This window comes from Isoptericola sediminis (assembly GCF_013085345.1).
Lineage (GTDB): Bacteria > Actinomycetota > Actinomycetes > Actinomycetales > Cellulomonadaceae > Isoptericola > Isoptericola sediminis.
Genome location: NZ_JABFAJ010000012.1, coordinates 53,463 through 73,527, shown reverse-complemented (window position 1 = coordinate 73,527; position 20,065 = coordinate 53,463). Strand labels below are relative to the sequence as shown.

Sequence of the window (20,065 nt, the reverse complement as noted above, 5' to 3'; positions counted from 1 at the left end):
TCGGACCGTCACACGCCCGTGCGCGCGATCTTCTGGTTGTGGGCCTGCGCCCGCGGCCTAATCACCATCAGGTCGGTGTTCACGTGGGCCGGGCGGGTCAGGGTCCAGGCGACCGCGTCGGCGACGTCCTCGGCGAGCAGCGGCTGGTAGCCCTCGTACACGGCCGCGGCCCGGTCGGCGTCGCCGTCGAACCGCACGAGGGAGAACTCCTCGGTGGCGACGGCTCCCGGGGCGATCTCCATGACCCGGACCGGTTCGCCGGCGATCTCCCAGCGCAGGGTCGTGGACAGCATCCGCTCGGCGTGCTTGGCGGCGGTGTACCCGGCCCCGCCCTCGTAGGCGCCGTGGGCGGCCGTGGAGGTCACCACGACGACGTCGGACCCGCCGTCGGGCCCCGCCGCCTCGGCCGACGCGCGCAGCAGCGGCAGCACCGCCTGGGTGACGCGCAGGGTGCCGAGCACGTTCAGCTCGTACATGCGCCGCCAGCCGTCCACGTCGCCGTCCTCCACCCGGTCCTGGCCCAGTGCCCCGCCGGCGTTGTTGACCACGGCGTCCAGCCCGCCGGTCGCCTCCAGGTGCGCCGCGAGCGCGGCGACCGCCGCGTCGTCGGTGATGTCCAGGGGGTAGGCCTCGGCCCCGGTCTCGGCGGCGAGCGCCTCGAGCCGGTCGGCACGCCGCGCGGCGGCGACCACCCGCCAGCCCTCGGCGCGCAGGCGGCGGACGACGGCGGCCCCGATGCCGGAGGACGCCCCGGTGACCAGGGCACGGCGGGCGGGCGCGGACGGGTTGCTGCTCATGGGTCGGCTCCTCGGGGTCGGACGGTTCGCGGCCACGGAGGAAAGCCAACCACGCCCGGGACCGGGACGAGAGCTTCCCGGGAGCGGATCAGCCGACGGTGACGGAGACCGCGTGCCACCCGGTCGCACCGTCCGGGGCCGGCGGCGCCTGCTCGGCGGTCTGCACCTGGCCGTTCGCGTCCGTGGCGCGCACGGCCACCTGGTGGTCACCGGGGGTGGCGTCCCAGTCGAGGCGCCACTGGCGCCAGGTGTCCGGCCCGACGGTGTCGGCGAGCTCGGCCGCCATCCACTCGCCGTCGTCGACGCGCACCTCGACGCCGGAGATCCCGGTGCGCTGGGCCCAGGCGACGCCGGCGATGGTCACCTGCCCGGCCTCGACCGCAGCGCCCGGACGGGGCACGTGGATCCGCGACTGCAGCTTGACCGGGCCCATCGCCGACCAGCCGCGGGGCGTCCAGTAGCCCTGGTCGTCGGCGAACCGCGTGACCTTGAGCTCGGTGACCCACTTGGTCGCCGAGACGTAGCCGTACAGGCCGGGCACGACCAGGCGGGCCGGGAAGCCGTGCTCCTCGGGCAGCGGCTCGCCGTTCATCCCGACGGCGACCAGCGCCTGCCGGTCCGGGTCGGTGAGCACCTCCAGCGGCGTGCCCGCCGTCCAGCCGTCCACCGAGGACGACAGCACCATGTCGGCGTCGGCCTGCGGGCGGGCGCGGGCCAGCAGCTCACGGATCGGGTGGCCGAGCCACAGGGCGTTGTCGACGAGGTCGCCGCCGACCTCGTTCGAGACGCAGCACAGGGTCACGTGGTGCTCGGTCATCGGCAGCTCGAGCAGCTCGTCCCAGGTGATCTCGAAGGGCTCCTCGACCAGACCGGTGACCCGCAGCGACCAGGTGGCGGGGTCGACCTTCGGCACCCGCAGCGCGGTGTCGATGCGGTAGAAGTCGGCGTTGGGCGTGACGTAGGGCTCGGTGCCGGGCACCCCGAGGTCGGCGCCGGCCGGCACCGCGGGCGCGGGGGTGGCCGCGGACGGCAGGCGGATGGCCTCGCGGACCACCTCGACCGCCCGGCTGCCGGCGGCCAGGGCACGTGAGGCCGCCAGGGCGAGGACACCGCCGACGGCCGTCGCCCCCGTCCAGATGAGGAAGGTGCGGCGTGAGGCGCCGTCGTCCGACAACGCGGCGGCAGGCGGCTCGTCCGCCGGGACGTCGGTCGCGCCGCCCGACCCGGCGCCGGCACCCACCGGCACCACGGCGGCCGGCGCGGGCACCCGGGCGACGAGCAGCCGCAGCAGCAGGACGCCGCTCCCGACACCGAGGACCGCCGGGAGCGCCCACAGCGGTGTGGCCCCGGGCCGGGTCACCGCGATGATCGCGAGGAGCAGGCCGACGGCCCCCATGAGGACCCGTCCCGCCGGCGGGCGGCGCAGCTCCAGCAACCCCGCCAGGGCCGCGCCGGCGGCGAGCACGACCCCCATCGTGGACAGCAGGACGAGCTTGTCGGCGGTGCCGAACCACTCGACGGCGAAGTCCTTGAGCCACGGCGGGACGTTGTCGACGACGACACCGCCCAGGGCCAGCACCGGCGAGGAGGCCGGGTCGACCCAGGCGGCGACCAGCTCGGACAGCGCCAGGCCCGCGCCAGCGGCCACGACGCCGGCCAGCGCGGCCCACCCATCCCGTGCTCGGAACCTCATACGGTCCACCCTGCCACCGCGAGCGCCCTTCGCCGCGCCCGTTCCGCCGTCGGAGGCGGACCGTCATCAGCCCGTAATGCGCGGGTACTAGGGTGGGAGTCCTCGCGGACCACGGGCACCGGAGACTCGCCCGTCGGTGCGGCCCCTTCTTTGGGCCGCAGGTCCGGTCGGTGCGAGATGCCGCACCCGCCACCCATACCACCTGCCTTCCGGGAGACCCACCCGTGCCCCGAGCGCGCATCGCTGCCCTCGTCCTCGCGACCACCGCCGTCGCCTCCCTCGCCGCCTGCTCGGCGGAGACCGTGCCGGCCGACGACGCCGCCCCGTCGACCGCGGAGTCCGCCGAGTCCACGACCGCGGCCACCGAGTACCCGCTGACCCTCGACAACTGCGGCACCGAGGTGACGTTCGAGGCCGCCCCGCAACGCGTCGTCACCATCAAGTCCTCCACCGCCGAGACGCTGCTGGCGCTCGGCCTGGGCGACCGCGTCGTCGGGTCGGCGTTCCTCGACGGCCCCGTGCCGGAGTGGCTGGCCGACGACGTCGAGGGCACCGCCGTCGCCGAGCCGTTCAGCGACGAGGTGCCGGGCACCGAGGCCGTGCTCGAGCTCGAGCCCGACCTGGTCTACGCCGGGTGGGAGTCCAACGTGGCCGCCGACGGCGCCGGGGACCGCGAGACCCTGTCCTCGCTCGGCGTCAACAGCTACGTCGCCCCGGCCGCCTGCAAGGACCCCGCGTACATGCCGAACCCGCTGACCTTCGACGAGGTGTTCGCCGAGATCACCGAGGTCGGCCGGATCTTCGACGTGAACGGCGCCGCGGACGAGCTGGTCGCGGAGCAGCAGGAGGTGCTCGACGGCGTCACGCCGGACGACCGCGGCCTGAGCGCCCTGTGGTACTCCTCCGGCAGTGACATCCCGTACGTCGGGGCCGGGATCGGCGCCCCGCAGATGATCCTGGACGCCGTCGGGCTGGACAACGTCGCCGGCGACGTCGAGGACACATGGACCTCGCTGTCGTGGGAGGAGATCGTCGACGCCGACCCGGACGTCATCGTGCTGGTGGACGCCACCTGGAACTCGGCCGAGGACAAGATCGCCCGCCTCGAGGAGAACCCCGCCACCTCCGAGCTGACGGCGGTACGCGAGGAGCGCTACCTGGTCGTGCCGTTCCCCGCGACGGAGGCGGGCGTGCGCAACGCCGACGCCGCCGCCGACCTCGCCGACCAGCTCGCGGAGCTCGACCTCGATGAGTGAGACGGCCACGCGCGCGCCGGCTCCCGCGACGCTGTCGCGGGGCCGGCTGCTGGCGTGGCTCGGCGTGACGACGGCGGCGCTGCTGGCCAGCGTCGTCGTCACGGTGGCGATCGGCCCGGCCGGGCTGACGCCGTCGGACGTCGGGCAGGTCGTGGCCACCCGGCTCGGGCTGGGTGACCTGCTCGGGCTGGCCACGCCCGACCGGCTCGACGACGGCATCGTGTGGCAGCTGCGGCTGCCCCGCGTGCTGACCGCCGCGGCCGTCGGCGCGGGTCTGGCGGTGTGCGGCGTGGTGATGCAGTCGCTGACCCGCAACCCGCTGGCCGACCCCTACCTCCTCGGGCTCAGCTCGGGCGCGTCCCTGGGCGCCGTCAGCGTGCTCGTGCTCGGCTGGCTGGCCGTGCTGCCGGTCGCGGCGTTCGTCGGCGCGGCCGCCGCCCTGGTCGCGACGCTGGCGCTGGCCACCGCCGCCGGCCGCGGTGCCGGCGGGCTGTCCCCCGGACGCACGGTGCTGGCCGGGCTCGCGGTGTCCCAGCTCGCGGCGGCGGCGACCAGCTTCGTCATCTTCTGGTCCGCCCGGGGCGACCAGTACCGCGAGATCCTGTCGTGGATGCTCGGGTCGGTGGCCGGCGCGCAGTGGTCCTCGGTGCTCATCACCGGCGGCGCCGTGCTCGTGCTGGGCACCCTGCTGGCCTCGACCGGATCGGTGCTGGACGCCTTCACGTTCGGCGACACCGCCGCGGCCACGCTCGGCGTCCCCGTCGCGGCGGTGCGCTGGGTGCTGCTGATCGGCGTCGCCCTGCTGACCGGCGCGCTGGTGTCCCAGTCCGGGGCGATCGGGTTCGTCGGGCTGATCCTGCCGCACGCCGTGCGCACGATCACCGGCGCCCGGCACCGTGCCCTGCTGCCGCTGTCGATGCTGTGCGGGGCCACGTTCCTCATGTGGGCCGACACCCTGGCCCGCACCGTCTTCACACCGCGCGAGCTGCCGGTCGGCATCGTCACCGCCGCGATCGGCGCACCCGTGTTCGCGGTGCTGCTCTGGAAGGGGAAGGCCCGGGCATGACGCAGATCTCGGAGCACACCACCGGGCAGTCGCTGACCGGCCCGGCGCGGACAGACGGCCGTGCGGCCGACGGTGCGGGAGGCGCCGGCCTGGCGGCCGAGCGCGTGCGCTGGTCCGTCGGCGGCCGGCTCATCCTGGACGACGTCGACGTCACCGCTCCCCCGGGAGCCCTGACCGGCCTCGTCGGACCGAACGGGACCGGCAAGTCGAGCCTGCTGCGGCTCGTCGCCGGGGTCGAGCGGCCCGACGGCGGGCGGGTCTCCCTGGTCGCGCGGCCCGGCGCTCCGGGCGAGGCCGGGGATTCGGAGGACCTGCTGGCGATGGCACGCCGCCGTCGGGCCCGCACGCTGGCGTTCGTCGAGCAGGACGCCGCCTCCGAGCTGCCGGTGACCGTGTTCGACGCCGTCCTGCTGGGTCGCACGCCGCACCGGTCAGTGCTGGCCGGTCCCACCGAGGACGACAACGCGCTCGCCCGCGCCGCCCTGGAGCGGGCCGGCGCCGGGGACCTGGCCGCGCGGGAGGTGTCGACCCTGTCCGGCGGCGAGCGCCAGCGCGTGCACATGGCCCGGGCGCTGGCCCAGCAGCCTCGCGTGCTGCTGCTGGACGAGCCGACGAACCACCTGGACGTCGCGGCCCAGCTCGCCACGATGCGGCTGGTCGGCGAGCTCGCGGCCGACGGCGTCACGGTGCTGGCGGCGCTGCACGACCTGTCGCTGGCCGCCGCGACGTGCGACCACGTCGTCGTGCTCGCCCCGGAGCCGGCCGGTCGGGTCGTCGCGGCGGGGCCGGTCGAGGAGGTGCTGGTGCCCGAGGTGATCGACCCGACCTACGGGGTGCGCACCACCGTGCTGCGGCACCCGCGCACCGGACGGCCGGTGCTCACCTTCGACGAGGTCTGAGCCGCCCGCTCAGTCGCGGTCGGCGCTGCGCGCGACCCGCCACGCCCAGGCCACGAGCGGCACCTGCAGCGGCAGCCGGCCCCAGGCCACCGACGGCTTGCGCGACCAGTGCCGGGCACCCGGGTGGGAGTCGAGGGCCATCTTCACGTTGCCGGGGAACACTCCGACGAACAGCGCCGCCGCGGCGAGACCGCCGACGCGTCGCGTGGCCGGGACGGCGACCGCCGCGGCGCAGGCCAGCTCGGCCGCGCCGCTGCCGTAGACCCAGGCGCGCGGGGAGCCGAGCGCCTTCGGGATGAGCCCCTCGAACACGCGAGGGTTGACGAAGTGCAGGGTGCCGGTGACGGTGAGCGCGGCCGCGAGCGAGCCGGCCAGGACGTGGGGGTGTCGAGCCATCCGCCGAGGGTATCGGGCAGGATGGGGTCCATGACCGCACAGCTCTGGATGACCGGCGACGACGCGTCGGACCGCCTGCTGAGCGAGGACCCGTTCGCGCTGCTGATCGGGATGCTGCTGGACCAGCAGTACCCGATGGAGCACGCGTTCGCCGGCCCCCGCAAGATCGCCGACCGGTTCGGGACGCTCGACCCGGCCGCGATCGCCGACGCCGACCCCGACGCGTTCGTCGAGATGGCGACCACTCCCCCGGCGATCCACCGCTACGGCCGTTCCATGGCCGGGCGGGTGCAGGCGGTCGCCCGCGCCGTCGTCGACGACTACGACGGCGACGTGACCCGGATCTGGACCGCACCCGGCGCGTCGGGCGGGGCACCCACCGGGGCCGAGGTGCTCCAGCGCCTCAACGCCCTGCCCGGGTTCGGCACACAGAAGGCGCAGATCTTCCTCGCGCTGCTCGGCAAGCAGCGCGGCGTGGAGCCCGAGGGCTGGCGCGAGGCCGCCGGGCACTACGGCGACGAGGGGTCGCGCCGCTCCATCGCGGACGTGACCAGCGCCGAGTCCCTGCAGGAGGTCCGGGAGTTCAAGAAGGCCCAGAAGGCAGCAGCGAAGGCAGCAAAGGCGGCGAAGTGAGCGAGCAGCAGACCACGCAGCGTCCCGAGCACGCCCAGGGCGGGACCTACACGGTCCCCGGCCAGGAGTACGTGCGCGACCAGAACTACCTCTCGACCCGGATCACCCGCGACGGCGCCGACGGCTACCCCGTCGAGCCCGGCCGGTACCGGCTCGTGGCGGCCCGCGCCTGCCCGTGGGCGAACCGGTCGATCATCGTGCGGCGGCTGCTCGGACTGGAGGACGTCCTCAGCATCGGCATGCCCGGCCCGACGCACGACGAGCGCAGCTGGACGTTCGACCTCGACCCCGGCGGCCGCGACCCGGTGCTCGGCATCGAGCGCCTGCAGGAGGCGTTCTTCGCCCGCGACCCCGAGTACCCGCGCGGCATCACCGTGCCCGCGATCGTCGACACCCGGGACGGGGCCGTGGTCACGAACGACTTCGGGCAGATCACCCACGACCTGTCGACCGAGTGGACCGAGCACCACCGCGACGGCGCCCCGACGCTGTGGCCGGCCGACGCCGACGAGCGCGCCGAGATGGAGTCCGTCATGCGGCGCGTTTTCACCGAGGTGAACAACGGCGTCTACCGGTGCGGGTTCGCCGGGTCGCAGGAGGCGTACGAGAGCGCCTACGAGCGGCTGTTCACGGCGCTGGACTGGCTGGAGGACCGGCTCAGCACCCGCCGGTACCTCATGGGAGACGCGATCACCGAGGCCGACGTGCGGCTCTTCACCACGCTGGTGCGGTTCGACGCCGTCTACCACGGGCACTTCAAGTGCAACCGCAGCAAGCTGACCGAGATGCCGGTGCTGTGGGCCTACGCCCGCGACCTGTTCCAGCTGCCCGGGTTCGGCGACACGGTCGACTTCGAGCAGATCAAGCAGCACTACTACGTGGTGCACACCGACATCAATCCCACGCAGATCGTCCCGGTCGGGCCGGACCTGTCCGGATGGCTGACGCCGCACGGCAGGGAGTCGTTCGGCGGCGACCCCTGGGGCGGCGGCACCGCGCCGGGGCCGGTGCGGGACGGCGAACAGGTGACGGCGGGGCACAACCCGCTCGTGCCCCGCTGATGCTGGAGCTGGCCACCGGGACCGGGCTCGCGCTCGCCGCCGGGCTGAACGCCTGGATCCCGCTGCTGGCGCTCGGGCTGCTCGCCCGGTACAGCGACCTGCTGACGCTCCCCGCCTCGTGGTCCTGGCTGGAGAACGGCTGGGTACTGGTCGTCCTCGGGGTCCTGCTCGTCCTCGAGGCGGTCGGCGACAAGGTGCCCGTGCTGGATTCGATCAACGACCTCGTGCAGACGGTGGTCCGTCCCGGCGCCGGCGGAATCGCGTTCGGCGCCGGGGCGACGTCGTCGACCACGCGGGTCGAGGACCCGGGTGCCTTCGTGGAGTCCGGCGACTGGGTGCCTGTGGTGCTCGGCATCGTCCTGGCGCTGATCGTGCACCTCACCAAGGCGGGGGTGCGGGCGGGCGCCAACGCGGCCACGGGTGGTCTCGCGGCGCCCGTGCTGTCCTCGGCCGAGGACGGCGCGTCGGTCGGCCTGTCGCTGACGGCGATCCTGCTCCCCCTGCTGGTCGTCCCGCTGGTGGTCCTCCTCGCGATCGCGGGATGGCGGCTGGTCCGCGCCCGACGGCGAGCCGGGGCGTCGCCACCCGTGGCGCCGACCGTCGGGGACGGCGGTTAGGCTCGACCGCATGGACGCACTGCTCCCCCTCGGTACCGCCCCGCGCCCCGCCACGGACGAGGACCTGGCCGCGCGGTTGCGCGCCGCGCTCGTCGCCCTGGCCGGCGACCGGGTCCAGAACCTGGACGACGCCAAGGTCCTGCCCGTGCTCGACGGCGACGACATCGCCTCGCTGGACGTGGACCTCACCGGCGTGGTGATGGGCATGCCGACCGGTGCCCAGGAGGCTCCCGCGCCGTGGCGGCCGGAGATCACCGGCCGCGAGGACGCCGTGCTGCGCCGGCTGCGGATCGACGCGCATCCGATGGTCGCCGTCGACCTGCCCGTCGACCTGACCGCTGACATCACCGGGCTGCGCTTCGCCTGGTTGACCACGGCCGACGACATGGTCGGCGCCGAGCTCGTCGAGCCGTCCGACGACTCCCCGGTCTCCGGGAACGCCCGGCTCGCGGTGTCCCACGACGGGCTGGCCGGCACCGTGCAGGGGCTGCTGGCGGTGGCGCTGTCCGGCAACGGCATCGCGCTCAACGACTTCGACCTGCAGGTCGAGCAGGCCGGACCGCGCGCGGCGTCGCTGCGGATCGAGGCCGGGATCAAGAAGTCGTTCCTGTCCGCGACGGTGACGGCGACCGCGTCGGCGTCCGTCGACGACGCGATGGTGCTCACGGTCGGTGACGTCGAGCTGTCGAGCGGCAACCCGATCGTCGGGGCGATGCTCGGGGCCGTCAAGGGCCGCCTCGAGGCCGCCGCGGGCCGCAAGGTCGACCTGGGTGCGTCCCTGCCGCCCGGTGTGGAGCTGGCGGACGTGCAGCTCGAGGTCGGCGAGGACATCGTCCTCACCGCCCTGCTCGCCTGAGGTCGGCAGCTCCGTCCACAGGGTGGGACGAGAGGTTTCACCCGATGTGTCCGGGTCGCTAGGGTCTGGTGACGTCCTGCCACTGATGCCCTGGAGACGCAATGGCGCGCACACCCCGGCACCACTCACCGCTTCGACGACTCGTCCCGGCCCTGGTCGTGGCCGTGCTGCTCACCGGGTGCACCGGAGATGAACCGGAGCCGGAAGCGCAGGCGAGCGAGCCGTCCTCCGCGCCTGTGACGACGGCGCCGTCAGCAGAGCCGACCCCGTCACCGTCACCCTCGGCCACGGGTCCCGCGAAGCCGGAGCGCCCGGCGGCGATGGACCGGAAGGACGAGAAGGGCGCGGCGGCGGCGGTCGAGTACATCCTCGGGCTCGAGCAGCCGATGATGGTCTCAGGCAACACCGCCGAGTGGGAACGACACTCACACCGGTCCTGCGACTACTGCGCCGCGCGACTGGACCAAGCCATGACGATCGCACGGCGGGGCGACGTGTTCACCGGCGGGAGCCAAACGGTTGAGATCGACACCGTCTATCAACGTGACGAGGTCACTGGCATCTGGCCGTTCGACGTCACGATTCAGGAGGCGGCGACGACTATCACCGATGTCGAGGGCGAGGTCCTCTTCGAGTCTGATGACATCTCGGGAGAACGTCGGATTGAGGTCGGACTCGTGGACGGCGAGTGGGTTCTCGTCGAACGAGCAGAAATCCCGAAGGACTGAGCATGGCGCTCGTTCGGACTACGAGCCTCTTGGCCGCTACTACGACTCTCGGACTAGTCCTCGTCGGGGTGCCTGCGAGTGGCGCCGACGGCACGAGCGACCCGATCTACGATGCAGGCCTGGTCGATGACCAAGAACCCTCCGTGAACGTCGGCGCCACGCTAGAAGAGCAGGACGCCCTCCTCAACGGCACCGGCGGCGACTCGTCGTCGAACACTCGCTACTTCCGTGCCACGGTGCACTACTGCCTGCTGAGCGACCTGGAGAACACCGTGCTCCGCACAGTCTGCGACGAGGGCACCGAGACGATCGCTACCGGCATCGACTGCCCGGACGACGCCTTCGCGCTGGCCGGGCTGTTCGCCGTGACCCTCGGGACCAACGGCTCCGAGTCCGCGCCCCGGCTGATCAGCGAGGGAACCTGCGTCACGGCGGCCGACCTCGAGGCCGAGGCTGAGCGCGCCTTCCAGAACATGCCCGTCGAACCCGCACAGATTCATCTGGAGATCGAGCGCGACTGGGCGATCGTCAACTTCGGGATCCATCCGCGCACCGACGACACGGACCAGGTCATGGACACCACACTCCTCGGCGTCCCCGTCCAGATCCGCGCCTACCCCGCCGAGTACACCTGGGACGCCGGCGACGACACCGCGCCGACCACGACGGACCATCCGGGCGGCCGCTGGGACAGCGCCGACGCCATCAACCTGCCCTACCCCGAACCCGGCACGTTCACCGCGAGCCTCACCACCACCTGGCACGGGCAGTTCCGCATCACCGGAACACCGACCTGGACCGACATCGACGGCGAGCTCACCACCACGGACAGCACCGACCCGATCGAGGTGCATGACGCGGAGGTGCGGCTCACGGGCTGAAGCGTCGTTTCGCCCTCAGGGGGCTCAGCCCACCTCGGAACGCACCCAGGCCAGGTAGCCGGGGTTCCCGTCGGTCACCGGGCTCACGAGCACCTCGGGCACCTCGTACGGGTGCCGCTCGATCAGCCATGTCTGCAGCTCGCCGGCACGATCCGCCGTCGTTCGGAAGGTCGCCCGCCACTCGGTGGCGGTCTCGACCGTGCCGTCCCACCAGTAGGCACTGGTGACGGGGCCGTCCACCTGCCCACAGGCGGCCAGACGGCGCGCGACGGCGTCGCGAACCAGCCCCTTCGCGGTGTCCTCGGAGTCGATCGTGGTCACGACCTGCACGACATCATCCATGCGCAGACGCTAGCCGACAGGACCTGTCCCGTCAGGCGATCACTGCGAGAACGAGACTTGCCACCCCACCGGCGGCCGTGCGCACGTGGTTCCACCGCAGCCACGGCCCGACGTACCGGACCCACTCGACGCCCGGCTCCTCGGCGGCGGCGAGGCGATCGTTGAGGGGCACGTTGCGCAGTCCGGTCACGGCGAGCACCCCGACGAACGTCAGCAGCGCCGCGGCCAGCGCCCACCACGCGCCCTCGGCCTCGGTGACGAGTCCGATGACGCCGGTGGCCGCCGGCAGCACGACGGCAGCGAGCAGCAGGATCATCAGCGGTGGGCGGACGGCCGTGACGTTGATGCCACGCATGGCGGCTGCGGCAGCGTCGGGCGTCAGTCGCTGCAGCCCGGCCATGACGAACCCGGAGAAGGCGAACAACACGCCGCCGGCCAGTCCGGTCGCCACGGCGGCCGCGGCCGCGAGCACCTCGAAGGCGGTCATGACGCCCTCCGCCACGAGGCGGCCTCCCGTGCGGCGAACGCACGGAAGTCCCCGGCGGGACGCCCGAGCACCCGCGTGACGTCGTCCGTGACGAACGCACCGCGCCCGTCGAGCACCTCGGTGAACAGGTACCGCAGCAGGTCGATCTCCTCACCGGGCAACCCGGCCGCCGCCAGCCCGGCGGTGAACTCGCCCATCACGATCGGCGCGAAGTGCACGTCACGCCCGCTCGCGGCTGAGATCACGCTGACAGCGTCGGCGAACGAGAGCAGCCGCGGTCCGGTCAGCTCGTAGATCCGACCGGCGTGACGGTCGTCGGTGAGCGCGGCGACCGCCACCTCGGCCACGTCCTCGAGGTCGACGAAGGGTTCGCCGACGTCCCCGACGGGCAGTGCGAGCCCACCGTCCAGCATCGGCTCACGCAGGAAGCTCTCGGAGAAGTTCTGGGCGAAGAACGCGCACCGCAGCACGGTCCGCGCCGGGAAGACCTCCGCGACCATGTCCTCGGCACGCTGCGCCTCCACCTCACCCCGGCCGGTCAGGAGCACCAGCCGATCCACGCCGGCGGGCCGGGCCGACCGGGCGAAGCGGGTGACGGTCTCCGGCGCGCCGGGGATCGCGAGGTCGGGGGCATAGGCGACGTAGACGGCGGTCGCCCCGTCGAGAACGGGCTCCCAGGTCGACGGGTCGTCCCAGTCGAGCTGCGGCACGGTGCTGCGCGACGCCCGTCGGACCGGGACGCCGGCGGCCTCGAGCCGGTCGGCGACCCGACGTCCGGTCTTGCCGGTGCCCCCGGCGACGACGGTGACGCCGGCACGGCCGTCGACGACGGTCGACGTGATCGGCGCGGTGGTGGGTTCGGTACTCATGACGTCCTCCTGGTGACGAGAAGCGGGATCGAGCCACCACCGAGTCAACCGCCGCACCTAGAGACGATCCATGGTTGATCCGCTCCACGCCATACGCTGTCGTCTCGCAGCGACCGGCGCCCCGACCTAGGCTGGGCGGCATGGACGTCGTCTCCGGCCTGCTCGACGGACCCCGTGCGCGGGGAGCGTTCCTGCTGCGCAGCCACCTGACCGCACCGTGGGGGATGCGCATCGAGGACGAGTCGCCGCTGACGATCGTCCCGGTACTGCGCGGCAGCGCGTGGCTGGGGCCTGGTGAGCCCGGGACGGCGGTGGCCGAGGAGCACCCGGGGACCCGGGTGGAGGCGGGCGACGTGGTGCTGCTGCGCGGCCCGGACCACTACGTCGTCACGGACTCCCCCACGACCGTGCCGACCGTCGTCGTCGGCCCGAACCCGCAGGACTGCCGTGCCGTGGACGGCGGCCCCTCGCCGATGACGGTGTTCGGCGTGCGGTCGTGGGGCAACGACCTCGACGGCGAGACCGTGCTCCTCACCGGCACCTACCCGATGGACGGTGCCGTCGGCCGCCGGCTGCTGCGCATGCTGCCGCACCGTGTCGTCCTGCGGCGCGGCGAGATCGACGCCACCGTCGTCGACCTGCTGGCTCGCGAGGTGGTGCAGGACCTGCCGGGCCAGGAGTCGGTGCTGGACCGGCTCCTCGACCTCCTGCTCATCTCCTGCCTGCGCACGTGGATCTCCCGACCGGACGCGCCGGGCAGGTTCCGCGCCGACACGGACCATGCGGTGGGTCACGCGCTCCGGCTCCTCCACGACGAGCCCGCGCGGCCGTGGAGCGTCGAGCTGCTCGCCCGCGAGGTCGGGCTGTCGCGGGCCGCGTTCTCAAGGCGGTTCACCGCACTGGTCGGCGAGCCGCCGATGGCCTACCTCACCGGCTGGCGCCTCGACCTCGCGGCGGACCTGCTGCTGGCGGACGACGGCGCCACGGTGGCCTCCGTGGCGCGCGCGGTCGGCTACTCGACGCCGTTCGCCCTGAGTGCCGCGTTCAAGCGCGTGCGCGGGATCAGTCCGGCCGAGCACCGCCGTCGGGCGGCATGACGGCCAGCGTGCCGCCTGAGGTGTCGCTCCCCGGCTGGCCCCTGCGTGACGAACGTGATCCGTGGCGACGACGAGTGGCCTCGAGCCAGCCGACCAGCTCCGCGTGATGGCGGAAGGGCCCAGGGATGCTGACGTTCGGGCCGCCGATCATTGCCTCGTTCCTCCTCATCAGAGTGCGCTTCAGCGGCGACGAGGATGATGCCACGCGCTCAGCCGCGACACCGGTCAGCAGCAGGAGCAAGAGATCGGTTGACGCGACGGAGTAGCTGCTGACGCCCACCAGGTCGTTCCACGCGTACTCACGACTCCGGTACCGAACACCGGCGGGCGTCACCACGAACGACACGGGCCGCACGATGCGCCACGGGAACAGGACGAGGCCCAGGCCGAAGAACACCGTCCCGAGAGCCCCGAGGAGTAGTTCGACGACACCGTCAGGATCGCTCCACATCCATACGCCCCCGGCAACGAACGGGAGGGTCAGAGCGAGATGGCCGGCCGTCCGCCATCGGGACGCGACGATCCGCACCTCGCCGTCGTGCAGTAACTCTTGGTCCCACTTCTCCACGGCGTTCATGGCCGCAGCGTAGCGAGGCGGACGATTCAGGCGATTTGCGCGAACCGCGCCGGCCGACTCGGATCAGCCGAGCCGGTCCGCCCCGTCCGACCGGCGCAGGCGCACGGTCTCGAGCCAGGCCACCAGCTCGTCGTGGTGGTCGAACGGCCCCGGAATCTCGACGCACGCTCGGCCGCGCGTCTCGTCGTCGTGCCGCAGAAGCCGGCGCGTCAGGCCGGGATGGGACCCGAGCCGCGCGGCAGAGCCCTCGGTGCACTGCAGGAGCAGGAACCGGTTCGCCCCGGTGGTCCGGTCGTGCACCGCGACGACGTCGCTCCACGGCACCTCCAGGCGGCGGTACCGGACGACGTCCGGGGTGACGACGAGGCGGAACGGTCGTGCGATACGCCAGAGGAGGACGACGACACCGACCGCGGGGACCCCGACGACGAGACCGGCGATCAGGCGAGACGCCCCCGGATCGCTCCAGAGCTGAACCCCGAGGCCGACGAGGACGACCGCGACACCGAGCGGGAAGAACAGCCACCGTCGCGACGCGCTGAACTGCACCGCGCCATCGTCGGCGAGAGTCTGGTCCCAGCGGTCGGCAGGAGGCATTCAGCCGAGTCTATCGGTCGGCCTGCCGCCAGTTCCCAGCGGCGGCCGCGAGGACGACGCCGGCGGCCACGGCCGGCATCGCCAGAGCGGCGGTCGTCCCGACGGTGTCGGCGAGGGCACCGGTGCCCGCCGAGGCGGCCGACTGCCCGAGGATGATGGCCGATCCGAGCATCGTCATCAGGGTCGTGCCACGCCCGATCGGGCTGCGGTGCGATCCGAGCGAGTAGATCGTCACCAGGCTCGGACCGATGCCGAGACCGGCGATCACGAGCCCGGCGATCAGCACCCCGGTCGAGTCCGCGGTCGCGACGACGACGGCACCCACGAGCTGCACGACGGCTGCCGTCAGCCAGCGTGCCCGCAGGCTGAACCGAGCGGGCAGCGCGGAGACCGCCAGGGCCGAGACCACCGAGCCGATGCCCATGAACCCGTACAGGAGGCCGGCCCGCTCCGAGTGGCCGGCGTCCCCGGTGACGGCGGACATCGCGGTCAGCGTGGCGCCGAAGAACAGCCCGATGCCGACGAACCCGGCCACCAGCACGAGGACCCGGGCGCGCCACAGATCCTGCACCGGCGCCTGGTGGGCGGCCGACGGCGCGGCGTCGGACGTGGTACCCGCGCCCGTCCCCGCCGTCGTGCGGGCCGAGGCGTGCAGGGCGAACGCACCGACGGCCAGCGCGGTCAGTGCGGCCGCGGCGATCATGGGCGCGGCGGGACCGAACGCCGCGGCCAGCAGGCCGACGACGAACGGCCCGATGACGAAGACGATCTCGTCCGCGGCGGACTCGTACGACATGGTGCGGTTCAGTATGACCTGACGGCGCGACGCGGGAAGCCGTGTATGGATGACGCCGACGAGGCGGCTGCGCGACATCGGGGGCACCTGCGGCGCGGTGGCGCCGATGGCGAACGCGATCGCGAGCACGACGAGATCCGGCACCGCGGCGTACACCGCAGCGGTCAGGGCGAAGAGCAGGAGGCTGTTCACCGCGGCGGTGACGAGCAGCACGGTGCGCTGACCCGCACGGTCCGCCCAGGCGCCGATCAGCGGGCCGATCGCCGCGCCACCGACGCCGACGACGCCCGACGTCATGCCACCCAAGGTCAGGGAGTCACGGCCGGCGACCACGATCGTCAGGACACCGACGACCATCATCGCGAACGGCAGCCGCGCGACGAAGGCCAGCGGGAAGTAGGTGCGGCCCATCGCCTGGACCAGGGTGGTTCCGGACTCCGCGGTGGGGCGGTCCGTGGCCGGGGCGTTCGTCGTCCGGGCCAGCGTCTCGGACATGGCCATGCTCTCGGTCTCCTCCAGCGCGGCGTCGCCGCACGATCGTCGTGCCGCCGTGGGCGCGAGGAGCACCTGGTAGATACACAAGCCTGTTTCGTTCACCGCCGGGACGTCGAAACGTCCCGACCGGGGGCCACGTTACATGCTGGCAACACATCGTGCCGTGATCTAGGTCGCTGCAGCAGCGATGAGCCCGATGTCAACGTACGGCGACACGAGAGAGAGGTCGCCGTACGTTGACATCGCAGCCATGTCGCCGTACGTTGACTTTGTGGAGTCGAACCTGCTCAACGCCCGCTCGCTCCCCCGGCTGGGAGCGGCGGTCCGACGCTTGCGCCTCGACCGCGGGATGACTCAGGCCGAGCTGGCCCGACGTGCGGAGGTGTCCCGTCAGTGGCTGGTCGGCCTGGAGAGTGGCAAGACGCCCGGTCTCGAGGTCGGGCGCCTGATGCGCGTCCTCGACGCGCTCGACGCCAGCCTGACGGTCCGCGACGACCGCGAGGACGCCTGACATGGCACGCACGAACCATCTGGCCGTGCTGCTCGAGGGCCGCCATGTCGCCGAGCTGAGCCGGACCCGCTCCGGCGTCCTGCGCCTGACGTACAGGCCGGAAGCGCGACGGCCCGGCGCCACTCCCTTGTCGCTCTCGCTACCGCCCAGCGAGACCACGCACGTCGGAGCCCCGGTCGAGCAGTTCCTCGCCGGCCTGGTCCCCGAGAGCACCGGCGCCTTGCGGTCCATCGCGCGGCGCCATCGCGTCGACCCGGACGACATCCTCGACGTCCTCACCGCCATCGGGAAGGACTGCGCCGGTGCCGTGCAGTTCTGCCGGGAGAAGGAGATCGACGACACCATCCGTCGTGCGGGTCGGCTCGAGGAGTGCACCGTCGGCGACATCGAGGCTCGCCTGGACGAGATGGACACGAACGAGGACGCCGCGTGGACCATGCCCGGCGAGCACTGGTCGCTGGGAGGGACTCAACAGAAGCTCGCGCTGCGCCGAGAGGCGGATCGCTGGTTCGTGGCTCACGGCGCCGAGCCGACCACGCACATCGTCAAGCCCGGCATCCGCCGGATGCGGGCCCAGGCCCTGGTGGAGCACGTGTCCATGCGTGCCGCGCAGCACCTGGGGGTCGACGTCGCGGCCACGGAGTTCACGTCGTTCCGGTCGCAGGACGCCGTCGTCGTCACCCGGTTCGACCGGCGCCGCTCCGCCAGCGGCGACGTGATGAGACTCCATCAGGAAGACCTGTGCCAAGCCATGGGCAATCCCGAGAAGTACGAGGAGTACGGCGGTCCGTCGAGCCACGCCATCGTCCGGTTCCTCCGCGACGCCTCGGCCACCGCGGCCGCGGCGCGCCGAAACGTCGATCGCTTCGTCGACGGGCTGATCTACAACACGGTGGTCGCGGCGCCGGACGCACACGCACGCAACTACGCCGTCCTGCTGCAGGGCGACGACGTGCGACTCGCGCCGCTGTTCGACGTCGCCACCGGGCTGGCGTACGACATGCCGCCCGGGTCGGACCGGGTGCTGTCGATGAGCATCGGCGACTCCTTCGATGCCGACGCCGTCGACGACGCGCGATGGGCACGCTGGGCCGAGGCCGCCAACCTCGACGCGAGCACAGTCCTTGCTCGGGTCGCCACGATGCAGGAGGGCGCGCCGGCGGCGTTCGCGGCCACGCTCGACGAGATCGACGACGTCGAGGGCCACGTAGGTGAGTTGAAGACTCGCCTGCTGCCCGCGCTCGAGGCACGGCGGCACTGACAGGCCTGCATCCGAGCAGCGAGTTCGGCAGGATCGACGCATGACCTCCTATCTGCTCGTCGTCGGCGACCGCGTCGCGCTCGGTTGGATCCTGACCGAGCACCGCACAGCGTTCCCGTCGCGCGGCCGCAGCGAGGTCGCCGCTCTGGAGCCCGGCGACGAGCTATTCGTCTACACGACTCGGGGCTGTTTCAAGAATCCGACCCGCGACCGGGGCCGCATCGTCGGCACCGCTCGCGTCGCCGGACCCGTCGAGCGTCTCGAAGAACCGGTGACGTTCGGCGACCGCACCTTTCCTTTCGGCTGCCCATTGGACGTTGGGCCTCTCGCTCCCTTCGGCGACGGCATCGAACTAGCTCCGCTCGTCGACCGTCTCGCGGCGTTCGATGGCGCTGGTTCGGCCTGGTCGATCCGCCTTCGGCGGCCGCTGGTTCGCCTCTCTGACGACGACGCCGTTCAGTTGCGCAGCAAGATCGCGAGACGTGTGGGGCCGGGGAACGAAGCGCCCTACACCCGCTGGTGGCTCCGGCACCGCGGCTGATCGGCGGCCTGAACGCCATCCCCTAGTTCGCCTGGCAGCCCGCGTCGATTTCACCCTTGCCGCTCGCAACAGTCAGGTCGTGGCGACGCTAGCCTCACGCACAGACCGTGATGGGGGCGCCACGAACGGCGCCAACCCGTCTCGATCTGCGTTGTCGCGTCACCCGAGCTCTGGACCCCTCGGCTCCGTAGGCGCCTGTCCATGAAACGCGGGGACCACCCGCCACGATCCGGGAGTGAATGTTGGACAACGAGATCCATCTGGTCAATGACGGCAACGGCGTCGCCGTCATCGGGGATCCGGCCGCCGTCGAACGCTTCCTGGTCTCCGAACGACTGTCGTCGAAGGAACTGGGCATGCAGCGGCTCGGACCAGCCTTCGCGACCGCCGGCAACGCGACGCATATCGGCTCAGAGATCGCCGCTAGCTCGGGCCGCTGGGTGAAGTTGACCGAAGACTCTGCGCGGGCGATGAAGAGCCTCCCGCTCATGAAGGGGTCCGACCCCACGGTCAGCCGCGCGGTGCTGACCGAGAACGGAAAGATCAAGGGTCTCCTCGAGGTCGTGAAGACGCCAGGATCCATCGCGACCAACCCAGCCATGCTGGCGGGTGCCGCAGGACTCATGGCGCAGCTCGCCATGCAGCAGACCATGGAGGAGATCACCGACTACCTCGCGGTGATCGATGAGAAGGTCGACGACATCCTGCGTGCGCAGAAGGACGCCGTCCTGGCGGACATGATCGGTGTGGACTTCGTGATCGAGGAAGCCATGACCGTCCGTGAGCATGTGGGGCGAGTCTCGGAGATCACGTGGTCGAAGGTGCAGTCCACGTCGATGACGATCGCACGAACGCAGGCCTATGCGCTGCGGCAGCTCGATTCCCTGGCCGGCAAGCTCGAGGACAAGGCGAAGGTCGGTGAGGCCGCCAAAGCCGCCAGGGAAGCCGAGTCATCGGTGCACGAATGGCTCGCTGTCCTCGCCCGGTGCTTCCAGCTGCAGGAGGCGGTCGGCGTTCTCGAGCTCGACCGCGTCCTGAACTCCTCGCCCGATGAACTCGACCAGCACCGTGTCGCGCTCCAAGCCGCGCGGCGGAATCGGCTGGACCTGATCTCACGCAGCACCGGGAACCTCGTCGCGCGCATGTCCGCGGCCGCGGCGAGAGCCAACGCGAAGGTGCTGCTTGCCCCGAACGCTGCTCGAACGATCGTCGCGTCGAGCAATGAGGTCAGTCTCAAGGTCGTGGACTTTCACGACCGACTCGGCATCGAGGGCGATCAACAGAGCGTCGAGGCACGACGTTGGCTGGACGCGGCTACCGAGGTGCGCGACAAGGCGATCACCACCGGCACTGACGGCCTCGATACCGCACGGCGCGTCGGAGGAGAGACCTTCGACAGGGCGCGTTCCGCGACCAGCACCTTGTCCCGCGACATCACCGATCGGGCACGGGGTTGGCGCCAAGGGGATCGGGAGGAAAGCCACGGGTGACTGCATAACCCGACGAGCCTTCGCCCGCGGGATCTGAGTGCCGGACGGCCTGGGCGCAGGTGCGGCCAGGTTTCGACACGGCCCGATCAGGCTCTCGGGCGCCGCGTCCGCTGTTTGCC

Annotated in this window: 23 protein-coding genes; 14 read left to right on the top strand and 9 right to left on the bottom strand. The window is 72.3% G+C overall.

Going from position 1 to position 20,065, the window contains the following annotated elements; translation table 11 throughout:
- Positions 1–8 precede the first annotated feature (8 nt).
- Positions 9–797 carry an SDR family oxidoreductase gene (locus HLI28_RS07255; RefSeq protein WP_171246843.1) on the bottom strand — a complete coding sequence of 263 codons (789 nt, stop codon included), beginning with the start codon at positions 795–797 and terminating at the stop codon, positions 9–11.
- An 88-nt stretch (positions 798–885) separates the two neighbouring features.
- On the bottom strand, positions 886–2,490 hold the full coding sequence (locus HLI28_RS07250; RefSeq protein WP_171246842.1) for a molybdopterin-dependent oxidoreductase: 1,605 nt from the start codon (positions 2,488–2,490) through the stop codon (positions 886–888).
- Positions 2,491–2,714: 224 nt separating this feature from the next.
- Between HLI28_RS07250 and HLI28_RS07245 the strand changes: the two genes are divergently transcribed.
- From HLI28_RS07245 to HLI28_RS07235, 3 genes are read left to right on the top strand one after another with little or no spacing between them, the layout of a single operon-like run.
- Positions 2,715–3,746: a putative F420-0 ABC transporter substrate-binding protein gene (locus HLI28_RS07245; protein WP_171246841.1), complete on the top strand. Its 1,032-nt coding sequence runs from the start codon at positions 2,715–2,717 to the stop codon at positions 3,744–3,746.
- Positions 3,739–4,812 carry a putative F420-0 ABC transporter permease subunit gene (locus HLI28_RS07240; protein ID WP_171246840.1) on the top strand — a complete coding sequence of 358 codons (1,074 nt, stop codon included), beginning with the start codon at positions 3,739–3,741 and terminating at the stop codon, positions 4,810–4,812. The genes HLI28_RS07245 and HLI28_RS07240 overlap by 8 nt, the downstream gene beginning before the upstream one ends.
- Entirely contained in the window at positions 4,809–5,711 is a 903-nt protein-coding gene (locus tag HLI28_RS07235; RefSeq protein WP_171246839.1) for an ATP-binding cassette domain-containing protein, read from the top strand. Before HLI28_RS07240 ends, HLI28_RS07235 begins: the two co-directional genes overlap by 4 nt.
- Before the next feature lie 9 nt (positions 5,712–5,720).
- Here HLI28_RS07235 and HLI28_RS07230 read toward each other — a convergent pair whose 3' ends face one another.
- The gene (locus tag HLI28_RS07230) at positions 5,721–6,107 is read right to left on the bottom strand and encodes a DoxX family protein (protein ID WP_171246838.1); all 387 of its coding nucleotides are present in this window, start codon (positions 6,105–6,107) and stop codon (positions 5,721–5,723) included.
- Between the two features lie 30 nt (positions 6,108–6,137).
- Between HLI28_RS07230 and HLI28_RS07225 the strand changes: the two genes are divergently transcribed.
- The 6 genes from HLI28_RS07225 (at position 6,138) to HLI28_RS07200 (ending at position 10,883) form a co-directional block, all read left to right on the top strand.
- Positions 6,138–6,740, top strand: coding sequence for an HhH-GPD-type base excision DNA repair protein (locus HLI28_RS07225; protein WP_171246837.1), 603 nt, complete (start codon positions 6,138–6,140; stop codon positions 6,738–6,740).
- Positions 6,737–7,801: a glutathione S-transferase family protein gene (locus HLI28_RS07220; protein ID WP_171246836.1), complete on the top strand. Its 1,065-nt coding sequence runs from the start codon at positions 6,737–6,739 to the stop codon at positions 7,799–7,801. The genes HLI28_RS07225 and HLI28_RS07220 overlap by 4 nt, the downstream gene beginning before the upstream one ends.
- Positions 7,801–8,418: a DUF4126 domain-containing protein gene (locus HLI28_RS07215; RefSeq protein WP_216077474.1), complete on the top strand. Its 618-nt coding sequence runs from the start codon at positions 7,801–7,803 to the stop codon at positions 8,416–8,418. The genes HLI28_RS07220 and HLI28_RS07215 overlap by 1 nt, the downstream gene beginning before the upstream one ends.
- A 10-nt stretch (positions 8,419–8,428) precedes the next feature.
- Positions 8,429–9,274, top strand: coding sequence for a hypothetical protein (locus tag HLI28_RS07210; protein WP_171246835.1), 846 nt, complete (start codon positions 8,429–8,431; stop codon positions 9,272–9,274).
- A 158-nt stretch (positions 9,275–9,432) separates the two neighbouring features.
- Positions 9,433–10,002 (top strand): DUF6318 family protein, encoded by a 570-nt coding sequence (locus HLI28_RS07205; protein ID WP_171246834.1) that lies wholly within the window; start codon positions 9,433–9,435, stop codon positions 10,000–10,002.
- Positions 10,003–10,145: 143 nt separating this feature from the next.
- Complete coding sequence (locus HLI28_RS07200) at positions 10,146–10,883, top strand: hypothetical protein (RefSeq protein ID WP_171246833.1); 738 nt, start codon at positions 10,146–10,148, stop codon at positions 10,881–10,883.
- 24 nt (positions 10,884–10,907) lie between these two features.
- Here HLI28_RS07200 and cutA read toward each other — a convergent pair whose 3' ends face one another.
- Genes cutA through HLI28_RS07185 form a run of 3 tightly spaced genes read right to left on the bottom strand, consistent with a single transcriptional unit; the run spans position 10,908 to position 12,581 of the window.
- Positions 10,908–11,225 (bottom strand): divalent-cation tolerance protein CutA, encoded by a 318-nt coding sequence (cutA, locus tag HLI28_RS07195; RefSeq protein ID WP_171246832.1) that lies wholly within the window; start codon positions 11,223–11,225, stop codon positions 10,908–10,910.
- A 31-nt stretch (positions 11,226–11,256) separates the two neighbouring features.
- On the bottom strand, positions 11,257–11,712 hold the full coding sequence (locus HLI28_RS07190) for an anthrone oxygenase family protein (RefSeq protein ID WP_171246831.1): 456 nt from the start codon (positions 11,710–11,712) through the stop codon (positions 11,257–11,259).
- Complete coding sequence (locus tag HLI28_RS07185) at positions 11,709–12,581, bottom strand: Rossmann-fold NAD(P)-binding domain-containing protein (RefSeq protein ID WP_171246830.1); 873 nt, start codon at positions 12,579–12,581, stop codon at positions 11,709–11,711. Before HLI28_RS07185 ends, HLI28_RS07190 begins: the two co-directional genes overlap by 4 nt.
- 140 nt (positions 12,582–12,721) lie before the next feature.
- Between HLI28_RS07185 and HLI28_RS07180 the strand changes: the two genes are divergently transcribed.
- The gene (locus HLI28_RS07180) at positions 12,722–13,678 is read left to right on the top strand and encodes an AraC family transcriptional regulator (RefSeq protein ID WP_171246829.1); all 957 of its coding nucleotides are present in this window, start codon (positions 12,722–12,724) and stop codon (positions 13,676–13,678) included.
- Here the strand turns inward: HLI28_RS07180 and HLI28_RS07175 are convergent.
- The 3 genes from HLI28_RS07175 to HLI28_RS07165 form a co-directional block, all read right to left on the bottom strand.
- Positions 13,644–14,255: an STM3941 family protein gene (locus tag HLI28_RS07175; RefSeq protein WP_171246828.1), complete on the bottom strand. Its 612-nt coding sequence runs from the start codon at positions 14,253–14,255 to the stop codon at positions 13,644–13,646. The genes HLI28_RS07180 and HLI28_RS07175 overlap by 35 nt on opposite strands.
- A gap of 63 nt (positions 14,256–14,318) precedes the next feature.
- Entirely contained in the window at positions 14,319–14,852 is a 534-nt protein-coding gene (locus HLI28_RS07170; RefSeq protein ID WP_171246827.1) for a hypothetical protein, read from the bottom strand.
- A gap of 10 nt (positions 14,853–14,862) precedes the next feature.
- Entirely contained in the window at positions 14,863–16,245 is a 1,383-nt protein-coding gene (locus HLI28_RS07165) for an MFS transporter (RefSeq protein WP_343035711.1), read from the bottom strand.
- Between the two features lie 169 nt (positions 16,246–16,414).
- On the opposite strand from HLI28_RS07165, the gene HLI28_RS07160 reads away from it, so the two are divergent.
- The 4 genes from HLI28_RS07160 (at position 16,415) to HLI28_RS07145 (ending at position 19,946) form a co-directional block, all read left to right on the top strand.
- The gene (locus HLI28_RS07160; protein WP_343035710.1) at positions 16,415–16,654 is read left to right on the top strand and encodes a helix-turn-helix transcriptional regulator; all 240 of its coding nucleotides are present in this window, start codon (positions 16,415–16,417) and stop codon (positions 16,652–16,654) included.
- 1 nt (position 16,655) lies between these two features.
- Positions 16,656–17,915 (top strand): HipA domain-containing protein, encoded by a 1,260-nt coding sequence (locus tag HLI28_RS07155; RefSeq protein ID WP_171246825.1) that lies wholly within the window; start codon positions 16,656–16,658, stop codon positions 17,913–17,915.
- Between the two features lie 40 nt (positions 17,916–17,955).
- A complete protein-coding gene (locus HLI28_RS07150; RefSeq protein WP_171246824.1) occupies positions 17,956–18,456 on the top strand; it encodes a hypothetical protein in 501 nt (166 codons plus the stop codon).
- A 239-nt stretch (positions 18,457–18,695) separates the two neighbouring features.
- Complete coding sequence (locus HLI28_RS07145; protein WP_216077473.1) at positions 18,696–19,946, top strand: hypothetical protein; 1,251 nt, start codon at positions 18,696–18,698, stop codon at positions 19,944–19,946.
- Positions 19,947–20,065 lie beyond the last annotated feature (119 nt).